Source organism: Nitrosopumilus piranensis (assembly GCF_000875775.1).
In the GTDB taxonomy this organism is placed as follows: domain Archaea; phylum Thermoproteota; class Nitrososphaeria; order Nitrososphaerales; family Nitrosopumilaceae; genus Nitrosopumilus; species Nitrosopumilus piranensis.
This window is the reverse complement of record NZ_CP010868.1, coordinates 600,741-619,908: the sequence shown is the minus strand read 5'-3', so window position 1 is coordinate 619,908 and position 19,168 is coordinate 600,741. Positions and strand designations below refer to the sequence as shown.

Sequence of the window (19,168 nt, the reverse complement as noted above, 5' to 3'; positions counted from 1 at the left end):
TTATATTCGAATTATACCTTTTTTGACCAAGTATTGAATCGATTTTATAAAATCCTCTTCAGAAATTTCATCATTGGCCCACCAACGGGCATTGTTTTTAATCCAATCAGGAATTTCTTGTTCCAGGGTAATTTTTTGAGAAGATTCAACGGAAATTATCCCAGTTTCAATCAGATGTTCTAGTCCGCCAATAAACTCATCATCAGAAATACTATTAGAAGACCACCAACGGGCATTGTTTTTAATCCAATCAGGAACAGTTTCAGAAATTACATGAAATGAGAGGATATCAATATTTTTTCCATCATAAGAAAGATTAACAAAATACATTCCAGGCAAAGCATCATCATTTACAGTAAAAATGGAACGATATTTTCCACTGCTAGTAAGTGTTGCGCCAAAGTTTTGTTTTGTCCCATCAGGATTTGTCAGTTCTATGGATAATGGCACTCCCCGCTTATGATGTTCAATACTTCCTGTCAAAACTATTTCTGTAGAAGAACCATCTGTTGGAAGTAAGACTTTTTCTTTACTAAGTTGAGCAGTAATGTAATAAGATGTGGATGGTTTTGAATCTAGCAAGCTGAAAATATTCTCATTTCCAGAATCATCACGCGAATCATAATATCTTACATCAAGGCTGCCACCAGCAGTATAGATCAATTTTGAGCCCGTTTTATCACAAATTTGAGATGGCATTTTGAAAACTCCTGTAAATATTCCAGTGCTAGGTCCAGTTTCTACTAGTGTAAACCCAGTAGATGCTAAACCCCCATGTTCAACTCCATTAATAGTACATCGCTTGTAACGAATATCTTTGAGTTTTATCTCTAACAAAATTTCCCCGTCTTTTCCAACAGTATCAACATTGTCAGAGTTTGGATCATTTACCACTTGGTAAATTTCAATGGTATCACTTTTCAAATTAAGATCAGAGTCACTTAGGGTAATTGTTACTGGTTGACCAAATCGGAATGTAGTTGATGCAGTTGAAACAATCCCTGAATGAGTTGGAACATTAGATTTACTTGAAGTTTTAGTTGTTACACCAACTGAATCTAAATCAGCGTAAGAGATTGCCACGCCTTCTTCATCGATTAATTTATCAGTAATGATAATTTTTATTTCATCATTGATTGTTTGTATGGTTTGAATAAAATCAGGGTCAAAAATATTTAGTTGGTTTGCAACTGCATATTCAAAAGTGCCTTCAAAAACAGATGAGTTATCTTGAGTTTCTTCTAATTCAAAACGATAAATAGAATTATTTATGCTGTTGCCATTATCTAATCCAAAAGAAAAGAAGTCAAAAACTATTGGTAGTTTATTTGTCTCATCAGAAACAGTTACTGTATCAGAAGTAGAAAAATCAATTATTAGAAAAACACTGCCAGTTTTTCCTTTAATGGCTGTTACATCATCATTATCTATCTGAATAAATCCTTGAGATGAAGATACATCACCATTATCAGATATCACAATTTGAGGGGCTGAATCACGGGTTCCAAAAGAAAGGGCAAAAGTTGTACTGCTAAAATCAGAGATCCCCAAGTTCTTTTCAAGTGATCTTAAATCATAATTTATCCAGTTTGTCCCATCAACACCAGATTCTGAAGAATCAAGTAAAGATGCTGCCAATGAAGATGCAGATATGCCCAAATTTATTGAGATCATCTCATATGCAGCATTAGATACATTTGATGTATCAATTAGCAATATGTCAGAATTTGAATCAACCACGGCAGACTTGGAATCATCTCCGCTAGTCAATGTGGGTGAAGATGAATGAAATTCAACACTATGTGCCTGTTCGAGTGTGACAGGATTGCCAATAGTAATCGTAGGAATAAGTGCAGTATCTCTAAAAACATTCAGATGGTCTCTAGCACCAGTGTTAAGGTTTTGATCTGGATCCTCCAAAATAACAGGGTACTCTGTGCCAGGTCTTAATGATTGATCATTTCCAATCCTCAAAACAGGTTCGCTACCAAAAGAAACAGAAGCAGTAGAAAATCCAGTTAAAACTGAAATAGATTCATTGTTGTATGTGATTTTTCCTGTTTGACCTCTTGGCGCATCATCCAGTATTCCAATTACAGATTGATCGTTAGAGTCATAACTGGTAAACATTCCAGAGTTTGGTTCTTGTTCAACTAGAGTAACAATTTTAGAAAAAGTGTTTGAAACTCCATCAGCATCAACAGAAGAATCAGGTTGATCATTGTTTGTTTTTAACTCCATAATATTGCCTAGAGTTAATGATAATTTGCCGTTATCTTCAAAACCTAAATTGGATAAATGTGGAACAAGATTCACTAATCCTGCATTTCCATTAGCATCATTATTTCCAGCACTATCAAATGCTTGATAGAATGTACTTTGAGAATCAACATTAAATGTCCATGAATCTTCATCGGTTGGATCTTGATTTAATTGGATATCATGTATAGTTAGAAAGACTTCAGAGTTTTCAGGATATGTTTCTCTATCAATTTCTAATGTAATGTTTTGAATTTCATCATAGTCAAGACGTACCTGTTGTGAAGAACCACCAGGATTGTATTGTATTGTTACATCATCAAAAGAAAATAGTTGAATTATTGGCCATGCATCAGCATCTAATCCAATTTGACCAACTGGAACATTAGAATTAGAATTGATTGATTTTGCTTTTCGAACAACATTGTTTAGATTTGCAGAATCAGTTGGGGAACCAGTACATGCACTAAATGAGGAATCACCATTTACAAAACCAGTCAAACCAGTTGAACGTGGAACTGCAATCCCATCAGTTTCAGAAAAGGAAGTACCAAAAACAGAAGACGAGGTATCTCTACCACAAAAGACTCCAAAATCTAATCCCTTTCCAGATAAACCAACTGTAGCATCTGCAATTTTTGCCTTGTCAATATTTGCAAAATAGGCATACCAATTTCCATCTGTTGCTTGAACCATACGAAGTGTTTTTCCATTAATAGTGACATCAGGTTCACCTTTTCCTTCACCCGTATCAGAAATATTGGAATCTCTGATAACAACTTCAATTACCATAGAACCTGCAAAATGGTTATCAAATTCTGAATTTTCAGCAGAGACAAACAAATTAGGATTACTGGAAGCATGAGCATCCATTGCTGGAATAAGCATAATTGAGAAAAATCCTAATAAAAATAACCAATTTTTATTCAATATTAAAAATCACGGTCCTTTACAAATAATGTTATCGTAGGACTTCTTCTTAGAAACCTGTAATACATGATAAAAATTATTAAAAATAAGAAAATGTTTGTACAAAGAACCAAGGTTTTACAGATTTCACTGGTAGCTATTTTTTCTGCATTTTTAGTGGAGTTAATCTTTGGTCTTGTCTCCAATAGTTTAGCACTTATCACAGACAGCATTCATGCATTATTGGATAGTGTAGTTACCCTTGTTTTGTTGCTAGCGGCAAGAATGGCAATTAAACCTCCAGATGCAGAACACACCTATGGACATGGAAAAATAGAATCACTGGGAGGATTAATTGGCGGAATAGCAATTTTTTTGATTGCATGTTTTTTCATATACGAATCAATTCACAGAATTCAAAGTCCTCCACCAAGTATACTTCCCGGAATGTTTGCAATAATTGGAGGGTTGTACACAATAGGAGTAGACATTTTTAGAATAATTCTTTTGAGAAGATCGATTCAAAAAATAGGGGGGACAACTCTCAAAGCAGATTTCTATCATGCGTTTATGGATCTTGGTTCAACCCTAGTTGCAATCATTGGAATTGTTTTGGTATCTTATGGTTTGTATCATGGAGATTTTGTTGCAGCACTAATCTTAGGTGGTCTATTAGCTGTACTTAGTGTAAAACTAGTTTACAAAACAGCTCTTGATTTAACGGATATCATTTCACCAGAACTTGTTAAAAACGTCAGAGATATTGCTGCATCAACTCAGGGGGTAATTGATGCAGACCCCATACTAATGAGGCGCTCAGGGGATACAATATTTGCAGATGTTACAATATCATTGAGAGGTGATACAAGCTTTGACAAGGCACATGAGATAAGCAGTAATGTTGAAAAAAATATCAAAAAAAGATTTCAAATGCTTCTATTACAATTCATTTTGAGCCTGATTGGGAAGATGTCCCACTAGATGCCAAAATTTTAGACATTGCTAAAAGTGTTGAAGGAGTAAAAGGAGTACACAATGTGAATACACATAGAACAAAAGGAAAGACATTTTCTAATTTGCATGTAATGGTAGATAGAGAGAGAAATCTTTCATCAGCTCACAAAATCTCCGAAATTATTGAGCAGAAAATTTATGATAATATTCCCGAAATTGAACATGCAACAATTCATTTAGAGCCATTTGTAACAGTACCAGAAAATTTTAACCTAGAAGACAAAGTAACTGAAGAAAAAATAAAAAGAATCTTAGAAAAATATCCTGAAATTAAAGAAATAGGAAGAATAGTATCCTTGAATTTTGAAAATATACTCAAAATCGACATTGATTGTTCATTTGATAAAAAATTATCAATTGAAAAAGTTCATGACTTAACATCAGAAATAGAGCACATCATAAGATCAGAAATTAAAAATGCAGTTATTACAATTCATCCAGAGCCCATATAACAAAAAAATTCTAAATGCATAGATCAATGAGGCGAGTAAGACTTTACTTTTTTATTCCCACTTGCAGTAAGATGTAGATTTTGTTGCTCATCTATTTCTATTAATTTTCTATCTTGTACAGATTTACATATTTTTTTAGAGTATTCAGTTGTCCAACCCAAAGCATCAGACATACTTGAAAGAGTCACAGAATGTTTTGATTCAATTTCATTGTAAATATGGGTTATCAAAATACCAACATCTATTTCAAATCGTTGTTTGGATATCCTTCTCCATCTGCTAATCAAACCACGATTTGGTGCAAACACCCAGATTAACCCAAACACAGCACCTGCAACTGCAGCCATTGAACCAGCTATTGATACATCAAAAAATATTGCAAGCATATATCCTGCAATAGCACTAATCATACCTAATGTAACAGATAGAATAATCATATGAGATAATTTATCAGTTAGTAAGTAAGCCCCAGATGCAGGAACTATAAAAAATGCAATCACAAGTACCGCTCCAACAGATTCAAAAGCAACAACTGCTGTTGTAGCAACCATTATCATCAACAAATAATGAATAAGCATAGGCATTAATCCAACACTAACTGCAACTGACGCATCAAAAGTGCTAATTTTTAGTTCCTTGTACAAAATTGCTATAAAAGAGATATTTGCAATTGCCAAAATTCCAAGAACCCAAAGAGATTTGGATCCTATGTTAATTTCATCAACATACAAAGTATCAAATGGAACAAATTCAATCGAACCGTACAAAACATGTTGTGCATCTATGTGTACGTTACCAGCTTGTGTAACAAGTATCACACCAATAGCAAAAAGAAATGGAAAGACTATACCGATAGAGCTATCCTGTTTTAGTTTACCTGTACGATAAAGCATCTCTACAATTGACACAGTCAATATACCAGACAAGACACCTCCTACAATTACTGAAACAGTTTCTCTACCTCCAACCATAAACACAGCAATTACTATACCTAACAGCACGGCATGACTTATGGCATCAGACATCATTGCCATCTGTCTCAATACTAGAAATGCGCCAATCGAAGCACAGTTTGCTGCAACTAACACAGCAGTTCCAATAATTATTAGATCACTAGATATTTCTATCAATTTCTTAGATTTGCTCCTGAAATAGTACTAATTTCATCTAGATTTCTTTGACGTTGCCTTTTCCTACGAATGTACTGGAAAAGATATCCTTGTTTTGGAGAAAAGAATAAAGAAATACCCAATATAGTAGTAATTGTAATTACAATTACAGGACCAGTAGACATTCCTTCTGTTGTACTACTTATCATGGAACCAATTACGCCACTTATACCCCCAAATATTGCAGAAAGAATCAACATGCTTTTCAAACTAGAGATCCATTGTCTAGCTGCAGCTGCTGGAGCTATTAGCATTGAAACCATTAGAACTACACCAACTGTATGTAATCCAATAACAACAGCTACAACGATTACTGACGTTAATAATGCACTAAGATATTTTGTTGGAAAACCTAAACTTTGTCCAAATGCACTATCAAATGTTGCTATTTTGAACTCTTTAAAGAATAATATCAAAACCACAAAACAACCAGAGGCTAAAATTCCTAGGTTTATGACATCTTTTTCTATTAAAGCTGCAGCCTGCCCGAAAAGAAATCGATCTAATCCGCCCTGACTTGCACCTCCAATACTCTGTAGGTATGTAAGGAAAACTATTCCTAGTCCAAAGAAAACTGAAAGAGTTATTCCAAGTGCTGCATCTTGCTTAATTCTTGTGGTACTTGTGATAGCTAATGTAATAATGCCTCCAAACCATGCAAACACCGCAGCACCCAACATCAAGAACATAGAGTCTTTTGTTCCAGCAAAAAGATACGCCAAACCAATTCCAGGCAATGCAGCATGAGACAAAGCATCTCCAAACAAGCTCTGTTTTCGTAGAACAGTAAAACACCCCAACGCACCACTAGTTATTCCTAAAATAGCAGAACCAAGTGCAACATACCTTAGAGTGTAATCAGTAAAGATTCCAATAAAGATAGTCAGTATTTCTTCAAGAACCATATTTACATCTGTTTTATGTTATTGAAGAGATACACGCTGTTTTTCTTGATATGCAATATCCAAATTTTCTTTAGTAAATACTTCTTTTATTGGTCCAGCAGATATCAGGCTTCTGTTTAGCATTACAACCCAATCAAAATATTTATCCACAGTTTGCAAATCATGATGAACCATCACAATTGTTTTCCCTTCTTTTCTCAGATCTTCAAGTATGGAAAGTATTGTCTCTTCAGTTACTGCATCAACTCCATTTAGAGGTTCATCCATAAGGTAAATTTGAGGATCTTGTGCAAGAGCTCTTGCAACAAATACTCTTTGTTGTTGACCTCCAGATAACTGACCAATTTGTCTGTCAGCATAGTCACCCAATCCAACTTTTGTCAGACAATCTCTTGCTTTTTCTCTTGTTTGGGAATTGGGACGCCGTAACCATCCAAGTTTTCCATAAAGGCCCATCTCTACAACATCTAATGCATCAGTAGGAAAATCCCAATCAACTGATCCGCGTTGCGGAACATAAGCAACTTTGTTTCTCTGTTTTGAATATTGTTTTCCATAAATGCTCACTTTGCCTGCAGTTATTGGAACCAATCCCATTACTGCCTTTATGAGAGTAGATTTACCTGCTCCGTTTGGGCCAACAATTGCAATTAGTTTACCCTCTGGAAAACTCAGATCTATATTCCACAATGCAGGTTCAGTACGATATGTAACAGATAGATTTTTGATTTCAATTGGAGGAAGGTGTACACCATCTAGATTTGTATGGTTTGATTTTTGTTCCATCATTTTAGTGCATTAACAATTGTTTCAACGTTATGTGTAAATGCTCCAACATAGGTTCCTTTACTAGTTCCTTTTTCACCTATTGCGTCTGAAAATAATTTACCGCCAATTACAACATTATGGCCTTTATCTTGAACTGCAGCTGTCAAAGCTTCAATTGTTGCAGGAGAGATTGAAGTTTCTACAAATACAGCTTTTATCTTTCTCTCAGTTATTTCGTCAGCTAAATTCTGAATCTCCCTAATTCCAGCCTCACTATCAGTACTCCAACCCTGAATTGCCATCTCTTCTAAACCATAAGCATGACCAAAGTATTGAAATGCATCATGAGCAGTTACAAGCACTCGTTGTTCCTGAGGAATAGAATTCATCTTCTCTAAGCTAGTCTGATGAAGATCCTCTAAATGAGTCATATACTCTTTAAGATTTGATTCATATGTTTTAGAATTTTCAGGATCATATTCACTCAATCCTGTTGCAACAACTTTAGCTGCTTCCATCCACAGTTCTGCATCCCACCAAATATGGGGATCAAAATGGCCTGCATCATCAAGACTCAATAATGATTCTTGGGGAATGTTTTCAGAAACTGCCCATACTGCAGTTCCTTCTCGTCCAATTTTTACAAAAATATCACCCATCTTACCTTCCAAATCCAAACCATTGTAAAATACAATATCTGCATCCTGAAGTTTTTTGACATCACTTGCGCTAGGTCGATACAAGTGAGGATCCACTCCAGACCCCATCAATCCTGTTACTTGAACATGCTCACCCCCAATATTTTCAACTAGATCAGTTACAACATTAGTGGTAGTTGTAACCATGATTTTTTCAGAGTTGTCTGAAGATTGTTTTATGTCGTTGAGAATAATTTCATCAGTATTATTATTTTGAACAATAGTCGAGGATAACCCTGCCACTATTACCACAATTGCTACAATTACAGCAGATGCCATAATGATGGATTTTTTCATTTCTAAAAACATGTGCAATTAGCTTTATTTAAAGTTAGCATAAGCTAACTTTCTTGCATCAGTCTAACTTTGTTAAATCAAGTTAAAATCTAAAATTGAAAAAAATTAGGTTTAAAGTAAAGAAAGAAAAATTCAAAATATGCAAAAGGCAGGAATTATTCTAGTTGTCTCAGGCGCATTAATTGTAATTGGATTAATCTTACTTGCAGTAGGGAATCAGATTATTCTAGAAGGGGTCTTTCAGGGAAATGGAATTGTTAATTCAAACCAAGATCTTATCATTTCAGGTGAATTTGATGCAGAGAGTTCATCTGTAGGTGTTTTTGCAGTACAAATGATGGAGTTTAAAGAAAATACAATTTCTGCCAAAGTATTAGATCCATTTGATATTGAAATAGCATCTAAAAAATTGGATGCTGAAACTATTGAGGAAGAATTTGATATTTTTGATACGGGTGTTTACAAACTAATTATCCAGAGCAATTCCGATGATGATGTTCAAGTATTTGGTGCAATAGGGCCCCTACCAGATGCAGGAAAGAAATCTCTTAGTTTTGTTTCAGCATATGTCTTGATAATTGGAATGGTAGGGTTGGTAGGTTCTGCAATTTATAGAGTCAAAAATAGAAAAAAATCAATTTAGATAACTATCCATTTTTTCAAGACCGCTAATAGTTTCATCGAAGTTATCACCACTTTCAACAATACTACTTAGTTTTTCAGAATTAGCAGATAACAGAATTTTGCCATTAGTCTTTTTGATAATGAATTCATGCTCTATCAGATAGGATAGTCTTTCCAATACTTCAGATTCAGGAATGGAAGACTGTTTGGATAGAAAAGAGCATGATTTTTCACCATCTTCTAACTCTGCTAAAATTGAAGAAGTTGTTGGATCAAACATGCAATCTATAACTTTTTCGCGATCAAAAGTATCTGTCATTTCAATAAAGAGATAAATTAGAAAGTTATAACTTTAGCCAATAATATAATTAAGAAAAAAACATACTCAAATTATGCAAAAACTTTGTGGTAATGACCCATCTGGGAAGGGAGTACATTGTTTCTGTATTGAGATTGATGTCCAACGAGGCGTGAAAAAATGTTGTCAGTGTAATCAATGGAATGTTCAGGGTAATGATTGGACAGAAGATGAGGACTTTAGATAAATGCCTTCAACCAGATATTCTGACTAAACATACCAAAAATCACTCAAAATAGTGCCTAGCATGGTTTTTATCGGGGTTTCTTTGAATTTTGGAATACTTGAGCACTCAAGAATATAGACACATTGTTAGGATTGTGGGAAACGATATCCCAGGAGAGAGAAAAATGCTCGTTGGATTGACCCAGATAAAGGGTATTGGTTATAATTTTGCCACAGCAATTCTAGACACACTAAAAATTGATTCAAATGCCAACATAGGTCATCTTACCGATGAAAATGTTCAGGCAATTGAAAAATTAATTTCAAATCCAGTTGAAGGGAATTTTCCAACATGGTTCCTCAACAGAAGAAAAGATATTGAAACTGGAAACGATTTACATTTGTTAACATCTGATATTCCATTTACATTAAGAAATGATATTGAAAGAGAAAGAATTACTGCAAGTTGGAGAGGCTATCGTCATCTTAGTGGTCTTAAGGTAAGAGGTCAGAGAACAAGAACATCTGGTAGAAAAGGTGGAGCAGTCGGTGTTGCAAAAGGTGGCATGGCAGCTCCTGCAAAGAAATCATCAGATGCTCCGGCAGCAGCTCCGGCAGCAGAAGCAGCTCCGGCAGCAGAAGCAGCTCCTGCGGAGAAAAAGGAATAGGTGTATTGAATGGGAGATCCAAAATATCCACGTAGAGTTTGGAGAAAACCAAAGAGACCTCTTAATTATGAATTAAAAATGGAAGAGTTGAAAACTCTTGGTACATTTGGATTAAGAACTAAAAGAGAATTGTGGAAAGCACATACAGAATTATCCAGAGTAAGACATCAAGCAAGATCATTACTTGCTTTAAGACAAGAAGACAGAGAAGAGAAAGAACCAATTCTAATGAAATCTTTAGCCAGAATAGGATTAGTTAGTGCAGATGCGACATTAGATGATGTACTTAACCTGAATGCAAATGATTTGCTTTCAAGAAGATTACAAACTGTTGTTACAAAGAAACTTGGATTCAAAACACCATATCAAGCAAGACAAGCAGTTATTCATGGTCACATTATGATTGGTGAAAGAAAAGTAGACATTCCATCATACACAGTTACAGTAGAAGAAGAAGATAGCATTCATTTTGCACCAGAATCAAAAATTCCAGAAATGCTAGAAAAAACAAAAACTGAAGATCCTGCTGAAGAAGCAACTCCTGAAACTACAGAAATACCTGCTGAAGAAACAGATGAGACTCCTGCTGAAGAAACCAAAGATAAAAGCTCTTCAGAATAATATCCTTATCAGTAAAATACTCCCAATTATCAGATAGAATAGTTATGTGTTCAATTATCGGATATTATGGAAAAGATGTTGCAGCACCCATCATTGTAAAGGGATTAAAGAGAATGGAATATCGTGGATATGATAGTGTTGGAGTTGCAACAGAATCAAAAAACCAGATTGAATTAAAAAAAGGAACTGGAAAAGTACATGAAGTAAATTCAAAAGTGCAATTAGAGACATTGCCGGGAAAAGTTGGCATAGGCCATACAAGGTGGGCAACTCATGGAAAAGTTACAGATGCAAATGCACACCCACACCCTAGTAATTCAGGTAAAATTGCAATTGTACATAATGGAATCATAGAAAATTTTGAAGAGTTAAAGAAACAATTAGAAGATGGAGGTTATACTTTCAAAAGTGAAACAGATAGTGAGATAATTGCAAATTTGTTACAAAAAAATTATGAGCAAACAAACAATGTTAAAGAAACAATTCTAAAAACAGTTTCACAACTAAAGGGTCATTATGCATTTGTTGCAATGTTTGAAAACGGACAATTAGCCGCTGCAAGATTTCACGAGCCACTAATTATTGGTGTAGGAAAAGATGACTTCTTTTTGTCAAGCGATGTTTTAGGGTTTATTGAATTCACAGACAATGCAATTTACATGGAAAATGGAACTTTTGTAGTATCAGAGAAAAACAAGTTCCAAATTTTAGATTTTGATGGAGAACATGTAAAATATGAGATTACCAAAGTCTCAAAAGAATTTGCAGATGCATACAAAGGAGATTATGCACATTTTACATTAAAAGAGATTTATGAACAGCCAGAAACAATTTTGAGTGCAGGAGAAAAAACTGCAGATAGTATCGATAAAACAGTAGATTACATCAGACATGCTAAAAATATATACATTACAGGAAGTGGATCTAGCTATAATTCAGCATTAATTGCAAAGCAAATTTTATCAAAATATGTAAAAATCAAGGTTGAGCCAATTATGTCAAGTGAGCTTCAGTTTAACCCGGAGATTATTGAAGAAAATTCAATATTAATTGCAATTTCTCAAAGTGGAGAAAGCGCAGATGTTTTAGAGGCAGTAAAGATTGCAAAAAGTGCAAATTGCAAGATTATTGCAATTGTCAATCTACTGACATCATCACTTGTTCGTAAAGCAGATGTTGTAATAGGATTGAATTGTGGACCAGAAATTGGAGTAGCTGCAACTAAAAGTTTCACATCACAACTTGTAATTCTATACAAAATTGTGCAAAAATTGAGCAATAACAAGTTAACAATTAATTTTGAAAGTTTTGCCAAATCAATTTCAAAGACATTAGACAATCCAACTAGTATTCAAGAAATTGCAAAAGATCTAAAAGAGGTTTCAGATATTTACATTCTAGGGCGTGGAATTAATTTTCCAATTGCAACAGAATCTGCACTCAAACTTAAAGAACTCACATATATTCATGCAGAAGGAATTGCAGGAGGAGAGTTAAAGCATGGACCTCTTGCCCTGATGGATTCTAGTGTATTTGTAATAATTCTCAACCCAAATGATTCAACTTATTCAGATACTCTAACTAGTGCAAGAGAAATCAAAGCTCGTGGCGCAAAAATCATAGGTGTGTCAGATGTAAATAGTGATGTGTATGACTATTGGATTGAAATGCCAAAAATTAGTGAAATACTATATCCAATTTCAGAGATAATTCCAATTCAATTGTTATCTTATTACGCAGCACTTGAAAAAGATACAGATCCTGACTATCCTAGAAATCTTGCAAAATCAGTTACAGTCAAGTAAATAATCGTCGATATTCTTTTTCAGCCAACTCCAAAAATTTTGCAGAATTATTACCAGTTTTTATCATTGAAGAAATAATGGCACCGCCTGCGCCAACACCCTCTTTTGCAAATCCTTCAGAGAATGCCTTGAGGCCAGAAAATTCAGAGTTTTTCATACCGGGATCTACTGAGAGAACAGGAATATCTGCAATGTTTTGAACAAGTTCCTTGAAATTTGCACTTTTATCATTTGTAATATACGATGTAGTTCCAATTGCAGTGCTTTCCTCATTAAATCCAATTTTTGATGCAAATGCTAAAACAGCAGCCATCTGTGTTCCGCCAGCCAACATAACCTTAGATACACTAGAAGCAGAGCTCAGCATTCCTGCAACAAAAGGTATCATTGGATCACCAATTTGCGCAACAATGCTGTACGGATGCTCTGAATTAACTCTTTGAAGAGCTGAAGTTACAATTTGATTTTTTAATTCAACAGGATTATCAGGTATACTTGAACTAACTTTAGCATCATAATCAAATGCCTTTAGCAAAGCTAATGCAGTAGTTGTCCCACCAGGAATGCATTCACCAATTATCAAACAATCAGTTAATGATGCTAAACTTCTTCCAATGATTTGTCCATATTCAACTGCATGAGAAACTATAGAGTCAGTCATGGCATCTTGAATCGAAATATTTTTTCCAAAAGGCAAACCAGATTCAATAAATGGTAATTGGGGAGTAACTTTACTTCCAGCATTAATTGTCAAATGAGAAATACTAGCAGATTCAAGAGCAGTTTTAGTCAACAATCCAGGAGTTGGCTTACCATCTGGAGTCATTGGGATTTTGTCAATAGTTTTACAATACCCATAGTGAAGATATTCTGCATCAGCAGGCGGAGTAAATTGGATTGAATCTCTGTCTGCACCAGCAAAAGTTATACCAGGAATTTCAGATGTTTCAGTATAAGAAATAACAAACGAAAAAAGAAATCTGCCAGGTTTTATAAAATCAATAAAATTTTGAGCCCGATTAACATTTCCATATAATTCAAAATCTTCCAACAAATCACTGACCCATCATATCAAGAAATTGTTGTTCGGTTCTTTTTTGCATTACCATGTTAGTCATTTTTTCTTGTCCTATTGTAGATGTCTCTGAATGACCATAATTGTGCCCAGGATACAGAACCAAATCATCATCTAATGAATAAAGAACATCAAATAAACTATGATAGAGTTCCTTTGCGCTTCCACCAGGCAAGTCAATACGACCACAATTTCCTACAAATAGAGTATCACCTGAGAAAATTTTTCCATCACCTATCAAGCACATACTGTCCTTAGAATGTCCAGGGGTATGAAGAATTTTGAGTTTTGAAGTCCCAAATTCTATAAAATCTCCGTCCTTTACAGAAATATCATGTTTTAATTCTGAATTTTCATGTTGAATAATTGGGGCTTTGGTAGATTCAGCCATTGCCTCATTTCCAATAGTATGATCAAAGTGATGATGAGTGTTTACAATGTATTTTATTTTTAAATTATTTTTTTTAATTAGCATCTCTAGTTCAATAAGATCCCATGATGGATCAATTATGATAGATTCGTGAGTATCTTCATCTTCAACAACATAACAGAAATTTTGCATGTTTCCAACTTGAATTTGATGAACAATCATAGTATTCCCTCCTCTGCTTCTGGTGGGATTCCAATTTTTTCAGCAAATAGTTCACCAGTCAAATCCTTTCTTTTTGGAATTCCTTGTTTCATTTTATGAAATGTGACAGTCATATCACATTTTGTGTAAATATTAGCAGTCTCACCTGTTTGCGGATCCAATCCAGAGGGCACATCTACTGCAAGTTTGTAACAATTTGTTTGATTGATGTAGTTAATTGCAGATGCATATGGTTCTCTAATTTCTCCAGATATACCAGTTCCCAAAATTCCATCAACAATTATGTCTGGGTTGAAATTAAAATCAGTTGAACCGCCAGTCATTAATTTCACAGAAGGCATTTTTTCCAAAATTGACCAATTCCAATTACTTTCTTCGGTTTTGATATTTTCAGGAGTTCCAAGTAGCATAACAGTAACTTTTGCCCCATATCCAGCAAGATGTCTGGCCATTACCAATCCATCACCACCATTATTTCCCATTCCCACAAAAATCAGAATGTTTTTTGATTCTACATTTCCAAATTTTTCAACCAGTCTTCTTACTGCAGCGGCACCTGCATTTTCCATCATGAATTTTTTTAAAAAGCCCATATCATGACCTTTATTTTCAATATTGTACATTTGTTCAACTGTAATTTCCATAATTTACGTGAAAATCATATCCAAAATAAGAGCTTTGAAAGTACGAATTATGGCTAAAATGGACCCAAATTAATCAATCATGGCATAAAAAACCATAGTGACACAATTTTCAACTGGATAAAGTTCAATGTCTTTGAGATCGGGATATTGTTCCAAAGTTAATTCAGCACATCTGTTTGCCAAATCACCAAAGTAATTTGCACTTGGTTGAGTAGTTTGCATAGCAGTAATTGCATTATCCAATACTGACAAAGTAAATTCTTTATTGAATTTTAGATGTTCAGGAGTTCCCAAGATGGGTTCATGTCCTGAAATTATTATTTCCCAGTCCATTGCTAAGAGTTTGTCATGTGCTGCAAGATGTTCACCCATATCCCTTGCAATTCCCATGAATTGAAATGGAGCAGCGTTTGGATGAAACAAGTCTACTGCCATAATGACTTTGTGTACAGGAGAGGAAATCACAATATCTCCTTTAGAGTGAAATGCTCCAATATAGTATAATTCCAGAACTTGATCACCAACTATCAAAGTGTATTGATCTTCAAAAGTAACTGTTGGAACAGGTCTTTGAGGATCATTTTTCATTGCAAGATGTTTGGCAGTGTCAATGTGGGAGATGTATACAGTATCTTGTGGAAGCAAGCTAGCCGAGCCAACATGATCTTTGTGAATATGCGTGTAAATGAAATGGGTTATTTTTTCTGAAGTTACTTCAGATACTGCTTGCTGAATTTTTGTTCCCATTCCCATAGGGGCATCTACTAAGATTACACCCTCGCCTGTAGTCAGAAACATTATTTGATACATTCCATCAGTAACCCAGTAAAGACCATCACCAATTTCGATTACAGCATATCCCTTTTCAGGATTAATTTCAGGTCCAGTTACAGTATAATCCATTGTAGATGGGAATAATCCTTTTTGAGAAGTCATTATTGTAGATTTGTTAATTTCTTTTTTATTATCAATAATTTCTGAACATAGTTTATCTCCACAAACCTTCTTTGAATTTATCTCTGTCAAAGAATTTCCTTTAGATTTTACTGCTTCAGCATTAGGAATCATCTCTGTTTGTAAGGCTGGAGTTATTCCAAGGGATAAAACAATAGGAATTAGCACAATAGTAAACCAATAATTCATAGAATCACTAAGTTGTGATTTTATTTAAAAATGAATACAAAAATCCTATTTTGGGAATAGATTTTGTAACATTCCTAAGAGTTTAGAAAACGGCTTTATCCGGGTTATTATGAAGACCACACATGACATTAAAAAATGTTAAATCATCATTGAATAAAATTTCAAAAACTTTGGCAGATACTCAAGATTCAAGAGAATTTTTATTAAAAAATACTAGAGAGATAATTGTTCTTTGCAGTAGAGCAATAATTGCAGTTCACAAAAACGACACAAAGGCAGGAAAAGATAATCTAAAAAAAGCAGAATTACTCTTAAAAAAATACAAGAAAAAAGCCACAGGAGATCTTAGAAGATACATGATTACTCCTGAACAAGAATTTGTAGAGGCTGCATGTCTAATTGCAGTTGTAGAAAAAAAAGACATTCCATCGGATAAAAAATTGTCAATAATGCCAGAATCGTACGTTCTAGGTTTGTTAGATTGTATAGGAGAGTTGAAGAGAATGGTATTTGATAAGATCAGAACTGATGAAATTGAAGAAGCTACAAGAATTTTTGAAGTAATGGAGAGTTTGTATCTTCAATTGTATACTTTTTCGTTGTATGATAAAGTTGTAAAAGAAGCTAGAAGAAAAATTGATGTAAATAGAATTTTAGTAGATGATGTCAGATCAGCAATTACTGAAGAAAAGAGACGAAATGAGTTGATCAAAACCCTACGAAAATTAGAGAAATAGCTTTCAAATTTTGTATGCGGGCGATGGGATTTGAACCCACGAACTCCTGAGAGACTAGCCCCTCAAGCTAGCGCCTTTGGCCAGGCTGGGCGACGCCCGCAACGGATTTTCCATGTATGGTTTTTATAATCCTTGATTACTTTTTCGTTCGTATGTTAATTCCTGTTAGATGTTTTACATGTGGAAATCTAATTGCTGATAAGTTTGAGGATTATCAAAATAAAATCAAAGCTGGAGAAGATCCAGAAAAAACTCTAGATTCTGTTGGAGTAGAGAGATATTGTTGTAGAAGAATGTTATTGACTACTGTTGAAACAATTCAGCAAGTAATTCCATTCTATGAAGCAATTCAGAGAAGAAAACAAGAAGTTCAATCTGAGTTAGAATAACTTGGCTAAGATCACTTCAATTGAAGGACGTATTCTATACAATAGTAGAGGAAGTAAAACAATCGAAGTTGATGTTAAATCAGATGATAAATTTTTAGGAAGAGTTTGTGCTCCATCTGGTGCAAGTGTAGGAAAATACGAAGCAGTTAGTTTCCGTAATGGAAAGCCTGAAGATAGTCTACAGATTTTAAAAGAAAACTCTCAAAAATTTATTGGATTAGATTCATCAGACCTAAAAGGAATTCATGATACTCTGAAAAGTTTTGATAACTCATCTAATTATTCAGGAATTGGAGGTGCACTTGCTTTTGCAGTAACAATCGCATCTATGGAATCAGCATCAAAAGCACTTGAACAACCGCTGTTCAAGACACTATCAAATGAATCATCATTCAAATTTCCATTCCCATTAGGAAATATCTTAGGAGGTGGAGCACATGCAGGGCCAGGCACGCCAGACATACAAGAAATTTTGATTTGTGCAACAGGTGCTAAGACTATTGAAGAAGCAATTGAAACTAACTTAGCCGTACATAAAGAATTGCGAAGTGTTTTAGAAAAGGAAGATCCTCACTTTACTAACGGACGTGGTGATGAAGGGGGGTGGGCACCAAAGTTAGAAAATCAAAAGGCATTAGAAATTTCTGCAATGGCTTGTGAGAACTTGGGATTCACTTTAGGAAAAGAAGTGTCATTAGGAGTAGACTTTGCATCATCAACACAATGGAATGAAGAAAAATCAAAGTATGTGTATGATAGGGCAGGATTTGAAAATACATCATCTGAACAAATTGATTTTGCAGCAGATATTATTGAAAAATTCAAATTAATTTATGCAGAAGATGCAGTGCATGAAGAAGCATTTGAAGACATGTCAGAATTAACAGCTAAATTTCCAAATACCTTGATTACAGGAGATGATTTGACAGTTACAAATAAAGACATTCTTGTAAAAGCTATTGATATGAAATCATGTAATGCAGCAATTTTGAAAGTTAATCAAGCAGGAAGTCTTTTTGATGCTCTAGAATTTGCAAATCTCGCAAATGAAAATAATATAAGATTAATCACATCACATAGATCAGGCGAGTCGACTGATTCACAAATTTCTCATATTGGTCTTGCAACAAAGTCAAAAATGCTCAAAGTTGGCGTTGTAGGAGGAGAAAGAGTGGCAAAATTAAATGAATTATTACGCCTATCAGAGCATGATTTAATACGCGGTATGGCAGAGATTTAAAATCGCTATGAGCCAACAAGCAGAAACAACAGACATCAAGAAGAAGATCCTATCTACAGGAATTAGGGTAGGAACTCAAGTTAAGACAAAATTCATGAGACCATTCATCACAAAAGCTAGCCCAGAAGGACTCTACATGCTTGATTTAGATATCACATTAGAGAAGATCAAAACTGCAGCCAAATTCATCAACAGATTAGGTGTAGAAAATCTCATTGTTTGTTCAGGTAGACAATATGCAGAAACCCCGATTGAAAAATTCTGTGACATATTAGGTTCAAAGAAATTGCTTGGAAGATTCATGCCAGGAACACTAACTAATCCATCATTACCATATTACATAGAACCAAAATTAGTATTGATTTCAGATCCTCAAGTTGATGAACAGGCAATTACTGAAGCAACTAATGCAGGCATTCCTGTAATAGGAATTGCAAATACAGATAACATTACATCAAATCTTGATGTAATTATTCCTGCAAACAATAGAGGAAGAAAAGCATTAGCTACAGTTTACTGGTTGCTGGTACGTCAAATCCTCATTGAAAAGGGGGATCTTAAAGAAGACGATCCAATGAAGATGGAAATCGATGATTTTGAAACAAAGATTACCGAAGAGGAAATCGAATAAATAAA

At 34.6% G+C, this 19,168-nt stretch carries 18 protein-coding genes, 1 tRNA gene and 1 pseudogene; 9 read left to right on the top strand and 11 right to left on the bottom strand.

Annotated features, from left to right (window positions below):
* Complete coding sequence (locus NPIRD3C_RS03645) at positions 1-3,147, bottom strand: peptidase (protein ID WP_237087718.1); 3,147 nt, start codon at positions 3,145-3,147, stop codon at positions 1-3.
* Between the two features lie 135 nt (positions 3,148-3,282).
* Here NPIRD3C_RS03645 and NPIRD3C_RS11070 point away from each other — a divergent pair.
* Positions 3,283-4,634: pseudogene (locus tag NPIRD3C_RS11070) on the top strand (cation diffusion facilitator family transporter).
* A 23-nt stretch (positions 4,635-4,657) separates the two neighbouring features.
* Here NPIRD3C_RS11070 and NPIRD3C_RS03635 read toward each other — a convergent pair.
* From NPIRD3C_RS03635 to NPIRD3C_RS03620, 4 genes are read right to left on the bottom strand one after another with little or no spacing between them, the layout of a single operon-like run.
* Positions 4,658-5,764 (bottom strand): metal ABC transporter permease, encoded by a 1,107-nt coding sequence (locus NPIRD3C_RS03635; protein WP_148702876.1) that lies wholly within the window; start codon positions 5,762-5,764, stop codon positions 4,658-4,660.
* On the bottom strand, positions 5,761-6,708 hold the full coding sequence (locus NPIRD3C_RS03630) for a metal ABC transporter permease (protein ID WP_148702875.1): 948 nt from the start codon (positions 6,706-6,708) through the stop codon (positions 5,761-5,763). The genes NPIRD3C_RS03635 and NPIRD3C_RS03630 overlap by 4 nt, the downstream gene beginning before the upstream one ends.
* Positions 6,709-6,726: 18 nt before the next feature.
* Positions 6,727-7,494, bottom strand: coding sequence for a metal ABC transporter ATP-binding protein (locus NPIRD3C_RS03625; RefSeq protein ID WP_237087715.1), 768 nt, complete (start codon positions 7,492-7,494; stop codon positions 6,727-6,729).
* Positions 7,494-8,471 carry a metal ABC transporter solute-binding protein, Zn/Mn family gene (locus tag NPIRD3C_RS03620; RefSeq protein ID WP_148702873.1) on the bottom strand — a complete coding sequence of 326 codons (978 nt, stop codon included), beginning with the start codon at positions 8,469-8,471 and terminating at the stop codon, positions 7,494-7,496. The genes NPIRD3C_RS03625 and NPIRD3C_RS03620 overlap by 1 nt, the downstream gene beginning before the upstream one ends.
* A gap of 139 nt (positions 8,472-8,610) precedes the next feature.
* Here NPIRD3C_RS03620 and NPIRD3C_RS03615 point away from each other — a divergent pair, with 139 nt between their 5' ends.
* On the top strand, positions 8,611-9,114 hold the full coding sequence (locus NPIRD3C_RS03615) for a hypothetical protein (RefSeq protein ID WP_148702872.1): 504 nt from the start codon (positions 8,611-8,613) through the stop codon (positions 9,112-9,114).
* Here the strand turns inward: NPIRD3C_RS03615 and NPIRD3C_RS03610 are convergent.
* Entirely contained in the window at positions 9,106-9,414 is a 309-nt protein-coding gene (locus NPIRD3C_RS03610; RefSeq protein WP_148702871.1) for a hypothetical protein, read from the bottom strand. The genes NPIRD3C_RS03615 and NPIRD3C_RS03610 overlap by 9 nt on opposite strands.
* A 323-nt stretch (positions 9,415-9,737) precedes the next feature.
* Between NPIRD3C_RS03610 and NPIRD3C_RS03605 the strand changes: the two genes are divergently transcribed.
* The 3 genes from NPIRD3C_RS03605 to glmS are packed head-to-tail and all read left to right on the top strand — an operon-like array spanning position 9,738 to position 12,712.
* The gene (locus NPIRD3C_RS03605; RefSeq protein WP_148702870.1) at positions 9,738-10,286 is read left to right on the top strand and encodes a 30S ribosomal protein S13; all 549 of its coding nucleotides are present in this window, start codon (positions 9,738-9,740) and stop codon (positions 10,284-10,286) included.
* A gap of 9 nt (positions 10,287-10,295) precedes the next feature.
* Positions 10,296-10,907: a 30S ribosomal protein S4 gene (locus NPIRD3C_RS03600; protein ID WP_148702869.1), complete on the top strand. Its 612-nt coding sequence runs from the start codon at positions 10,296-10,298 to the stop codon at positions 10,905-10,907.
* A 44-nt stretch (positions 10,908-10,951) separates the two neighbouring features.
* Positions 10,952-12,712 (top strand): glutamine--fructose-6-phosphate transaminase (isomerizing), encoded by a 1,761-nt coding sequence (glmS, locus tag NPIRD3C_RS03595; protein ID WP_148702868.1) that lies wholly within the window; start codon positions 10,952-10,954, stop codon positions 12,710-12,712.
* Here the strand turns inward: glmS and cobT are convergent.
* The 4 genes from cobT to NPIRD3C_RS03575 form a co-directional block, all read right to left on the bottom strand.
* The gene (gene cobT, locus NPIRD3C_RS03590) at positions 12,705-13,763 is read right to left on the bottom strand and encodes a nicotinate mononucleotide-dependent phosphoribosyltransferase CobT (protein WP_148704114.1); all 1,059 of its coding nucleotides are present in this window, start codon (positions 13,761-13,763) and stop codon (positions 12,705-12,707) included. The genes glmS and cobT overlap by 8 nt on opposite strands.
* 4 nt (positions 13,764-13,767) lie before the next feature.
* The gene (locus tag NPIRD3C_RS03585; RefSeq protein WP_148702867.1) at positions 13,768-14,379 is read right to left on the bottom strand and encodes an MBL fold metallo-hydrolase; all 612 of its coding nucleotides are present in this window, start codon (positions 14,377-14,379) and stop codon (positions 13,768-13,770) included.
* Entirely contained in the window at positions 14,376-15,023 is a 648-nt protein-coding gene (locus tag NPIRD3C_RS03580) for an NAD(P)H-hydrate epimerase (RefSeq protein WP_148702866.1), read from the bottom strand. The genes NPIRD3C_RS03585 and NPIRD3C_RS03580 overlap by 4 nt, the downstream gene beginning before the upstream one ends.
* A gap of 69 nt (positions 15,024-15,092) precedes the next feature.
* Positions 15,093-16,166: an MBL fold metallo-hydrolase gene (locus NPIRD3C_RS03575; protein ID WP_148702865.1), complete on the bottom strand. Its 1,074-nt coding sequence runs from the start codon at positions 16,164-16,166 to the stop codon at positions 15,093-15,095.
* 122 nt (positions 16,167-16,288) lie between these two features.
* Here NPIRD3C_RS03575 and NPIRD3C_RS03570 point away from each other — a divergent pair, with 122 nt between their 5' ends.
* Positions 16,289-16,903, top strand: coding sequence for a translin family protein (locus tag NPIRD3C_RS03570; RefSeq protein WP_148702864.1), 615 nt, complete (start codon positions 16,289-16,291; stop codon positions 16,901-16,903).
* Between the two features lie 15 nt (positions 16,904-16,918).
* Here the strand turns inward: NPIRD3C_RS03570 and NPIRD3C_RS03565 are convergent.
* A tRNA-Leu gene (locus tag NPIRD3C_RS03565) sits at positions 16,919-17,003 on the bottom strand.
* Between the two features lie 52 nt (positions 17,004-17,055).
* Here NPIRD3C_RS03565 and NPIRD3C_RS03560 point away from each other — a divergent pair.
* Genes NPIRD3C_RS03560 through rpsB form a run of 3 tightly spaced genes read left to right on the top strand, consistent with a single transcriptional unit; the run spans position 17,056 to position 19,163 of the window.
* A complete protein-coding gene (locus NPIRD3C_RS03560) occupies positions 17,056-17,292 on the top strand; it encodes a DNA-directed RNA polymerase subunit N (protein ID WP_148702863.1) in 237 nt (78 codons plus the stop codon).
* Position 17,293: 1 nt separating this feature from the next.
* The gene (gene eno / locus NPIRD3C_RS03555; protein WP_148702862.1) at positions 17,294-18,532 is read left to right on the top strand and encodes a phosphopyruvate hydratase; all 1,239 of its coding nucleotides are present in this window, start codon (positions 17,294-17,296) and stop codon (positions 18,530-18,532) included.
* Positions 18,533-18,539: 7 nt separating this feature from the next.
* Positions 18,540-19,163 carry a 30S ribosomal protein S2 gene (gene rpsB / locus NPIRD3C_RS03550; RefSeq protein ID WP_148702861.1) on the top strand — a complete coding sequence of 208 codons (624 nt, stop codon included), beginning with the start codon at positions 18,540-18,542 and terminating at the stop codon, positions 19,161-19,163.
* Positions 19,164-19,168: the final 5 nt, after the last annotated feature.

Coding starts and splice junctions, on each gene's coding strand:
- NPIRD3C_RS03615 (WP_148702872.1), top strand. CDS start 8,611: ATGCAAAAGGCAGGAATTATTCTAGTTGTCTCAGGCGCATTAATTGTA.
- NPIRD3C_RS03560 (WP_148702863.1), top strand. CDS start 17,056: ATGTTAATTCCTGTTAGATGTTTTACATGTGGAAATCTAATTGCTGAT.
- NPIRD3C_RS03630 (WP_148702875.1), bottom strand. CDS start 6,708: ATGGTTCTTGAAGAAATACTGACTATCTTTATTGGAATCTTTACTGAT.
- glmS (WP_148702868.1), top strand. CDS start 10,952: ATGTGTTCAATTATCGGATATTATGGAAAAGATGTTGCAGCACCCATC.
- NPIRD3C_RS03575 (WP_148702865.1), bottom strand. CDS start 16,166: ATGAATTATTGGTTTACTATTGTGCTAATTCCTATTGTTTTATCCCTT.
- NPIRD3C_RS03645 (WP_237087718.1), bottom strand. CDS start 3,147: ATGCTTATTCCAGCAATGGATGCTCATGCTTCCAGTAATCCTAATTTG.
- NPIRD3C_RS03580 (WP_148702866.1), bottom strand. CDS start 15,023: ATGGAAATTACAGTTGAACAAATGTACAATATTGAAAATAAAGGTCAT.
- NPIRD3C_RS03625 (WP_237087715.1), bottom strand. CDS start 7,494: ATGGAACAAAAATCAAACCATACAAATCTAGATGGTGTACACCTTCCT.
- NPIRD3C_RS03600 (WP_148702869.1), top strand. CDS start 10,296: ATGGGAGATCCAAAATATCCACGTAGAGTTTGGAGAAAACCAAAGAGA.
- NPIRD3C_RS03610 (WP_148702871.1), bottom strand. CDS start 9,414: ATGACAGATACTTTTGATCGCGAAAAAGTTATAGATTGCATGTTTGAT.
- NPIRD3C_RS03620 (WP_148702873.1), bottom strand. CDS start 8,471: ATGAAAAAATCCATCATTATGGCATCTGCTGTAATTGTAGCAATTGTG.
- NPIRD3C_RS03585 (WP_148702867.1), bottom strand. CDS start 14,379: ATGATTGTTCATCAAATTCAAGTTGGAAACATGCAAAATTTCTGTTAT.
- NPIRD3C_RS03570 (WP_148702864.1), top strand. CDS start 16,289: ATGACATTAAAAAATGTTAAATCATCATTGAATAAAATTTCAAAAACT.
- rpsB (WP_148702861.1), top strand. CDS start 18,540: ATGAGCCAACAAGCAGAAACAACAGACATCAAGAAGAAGATCCTATCT.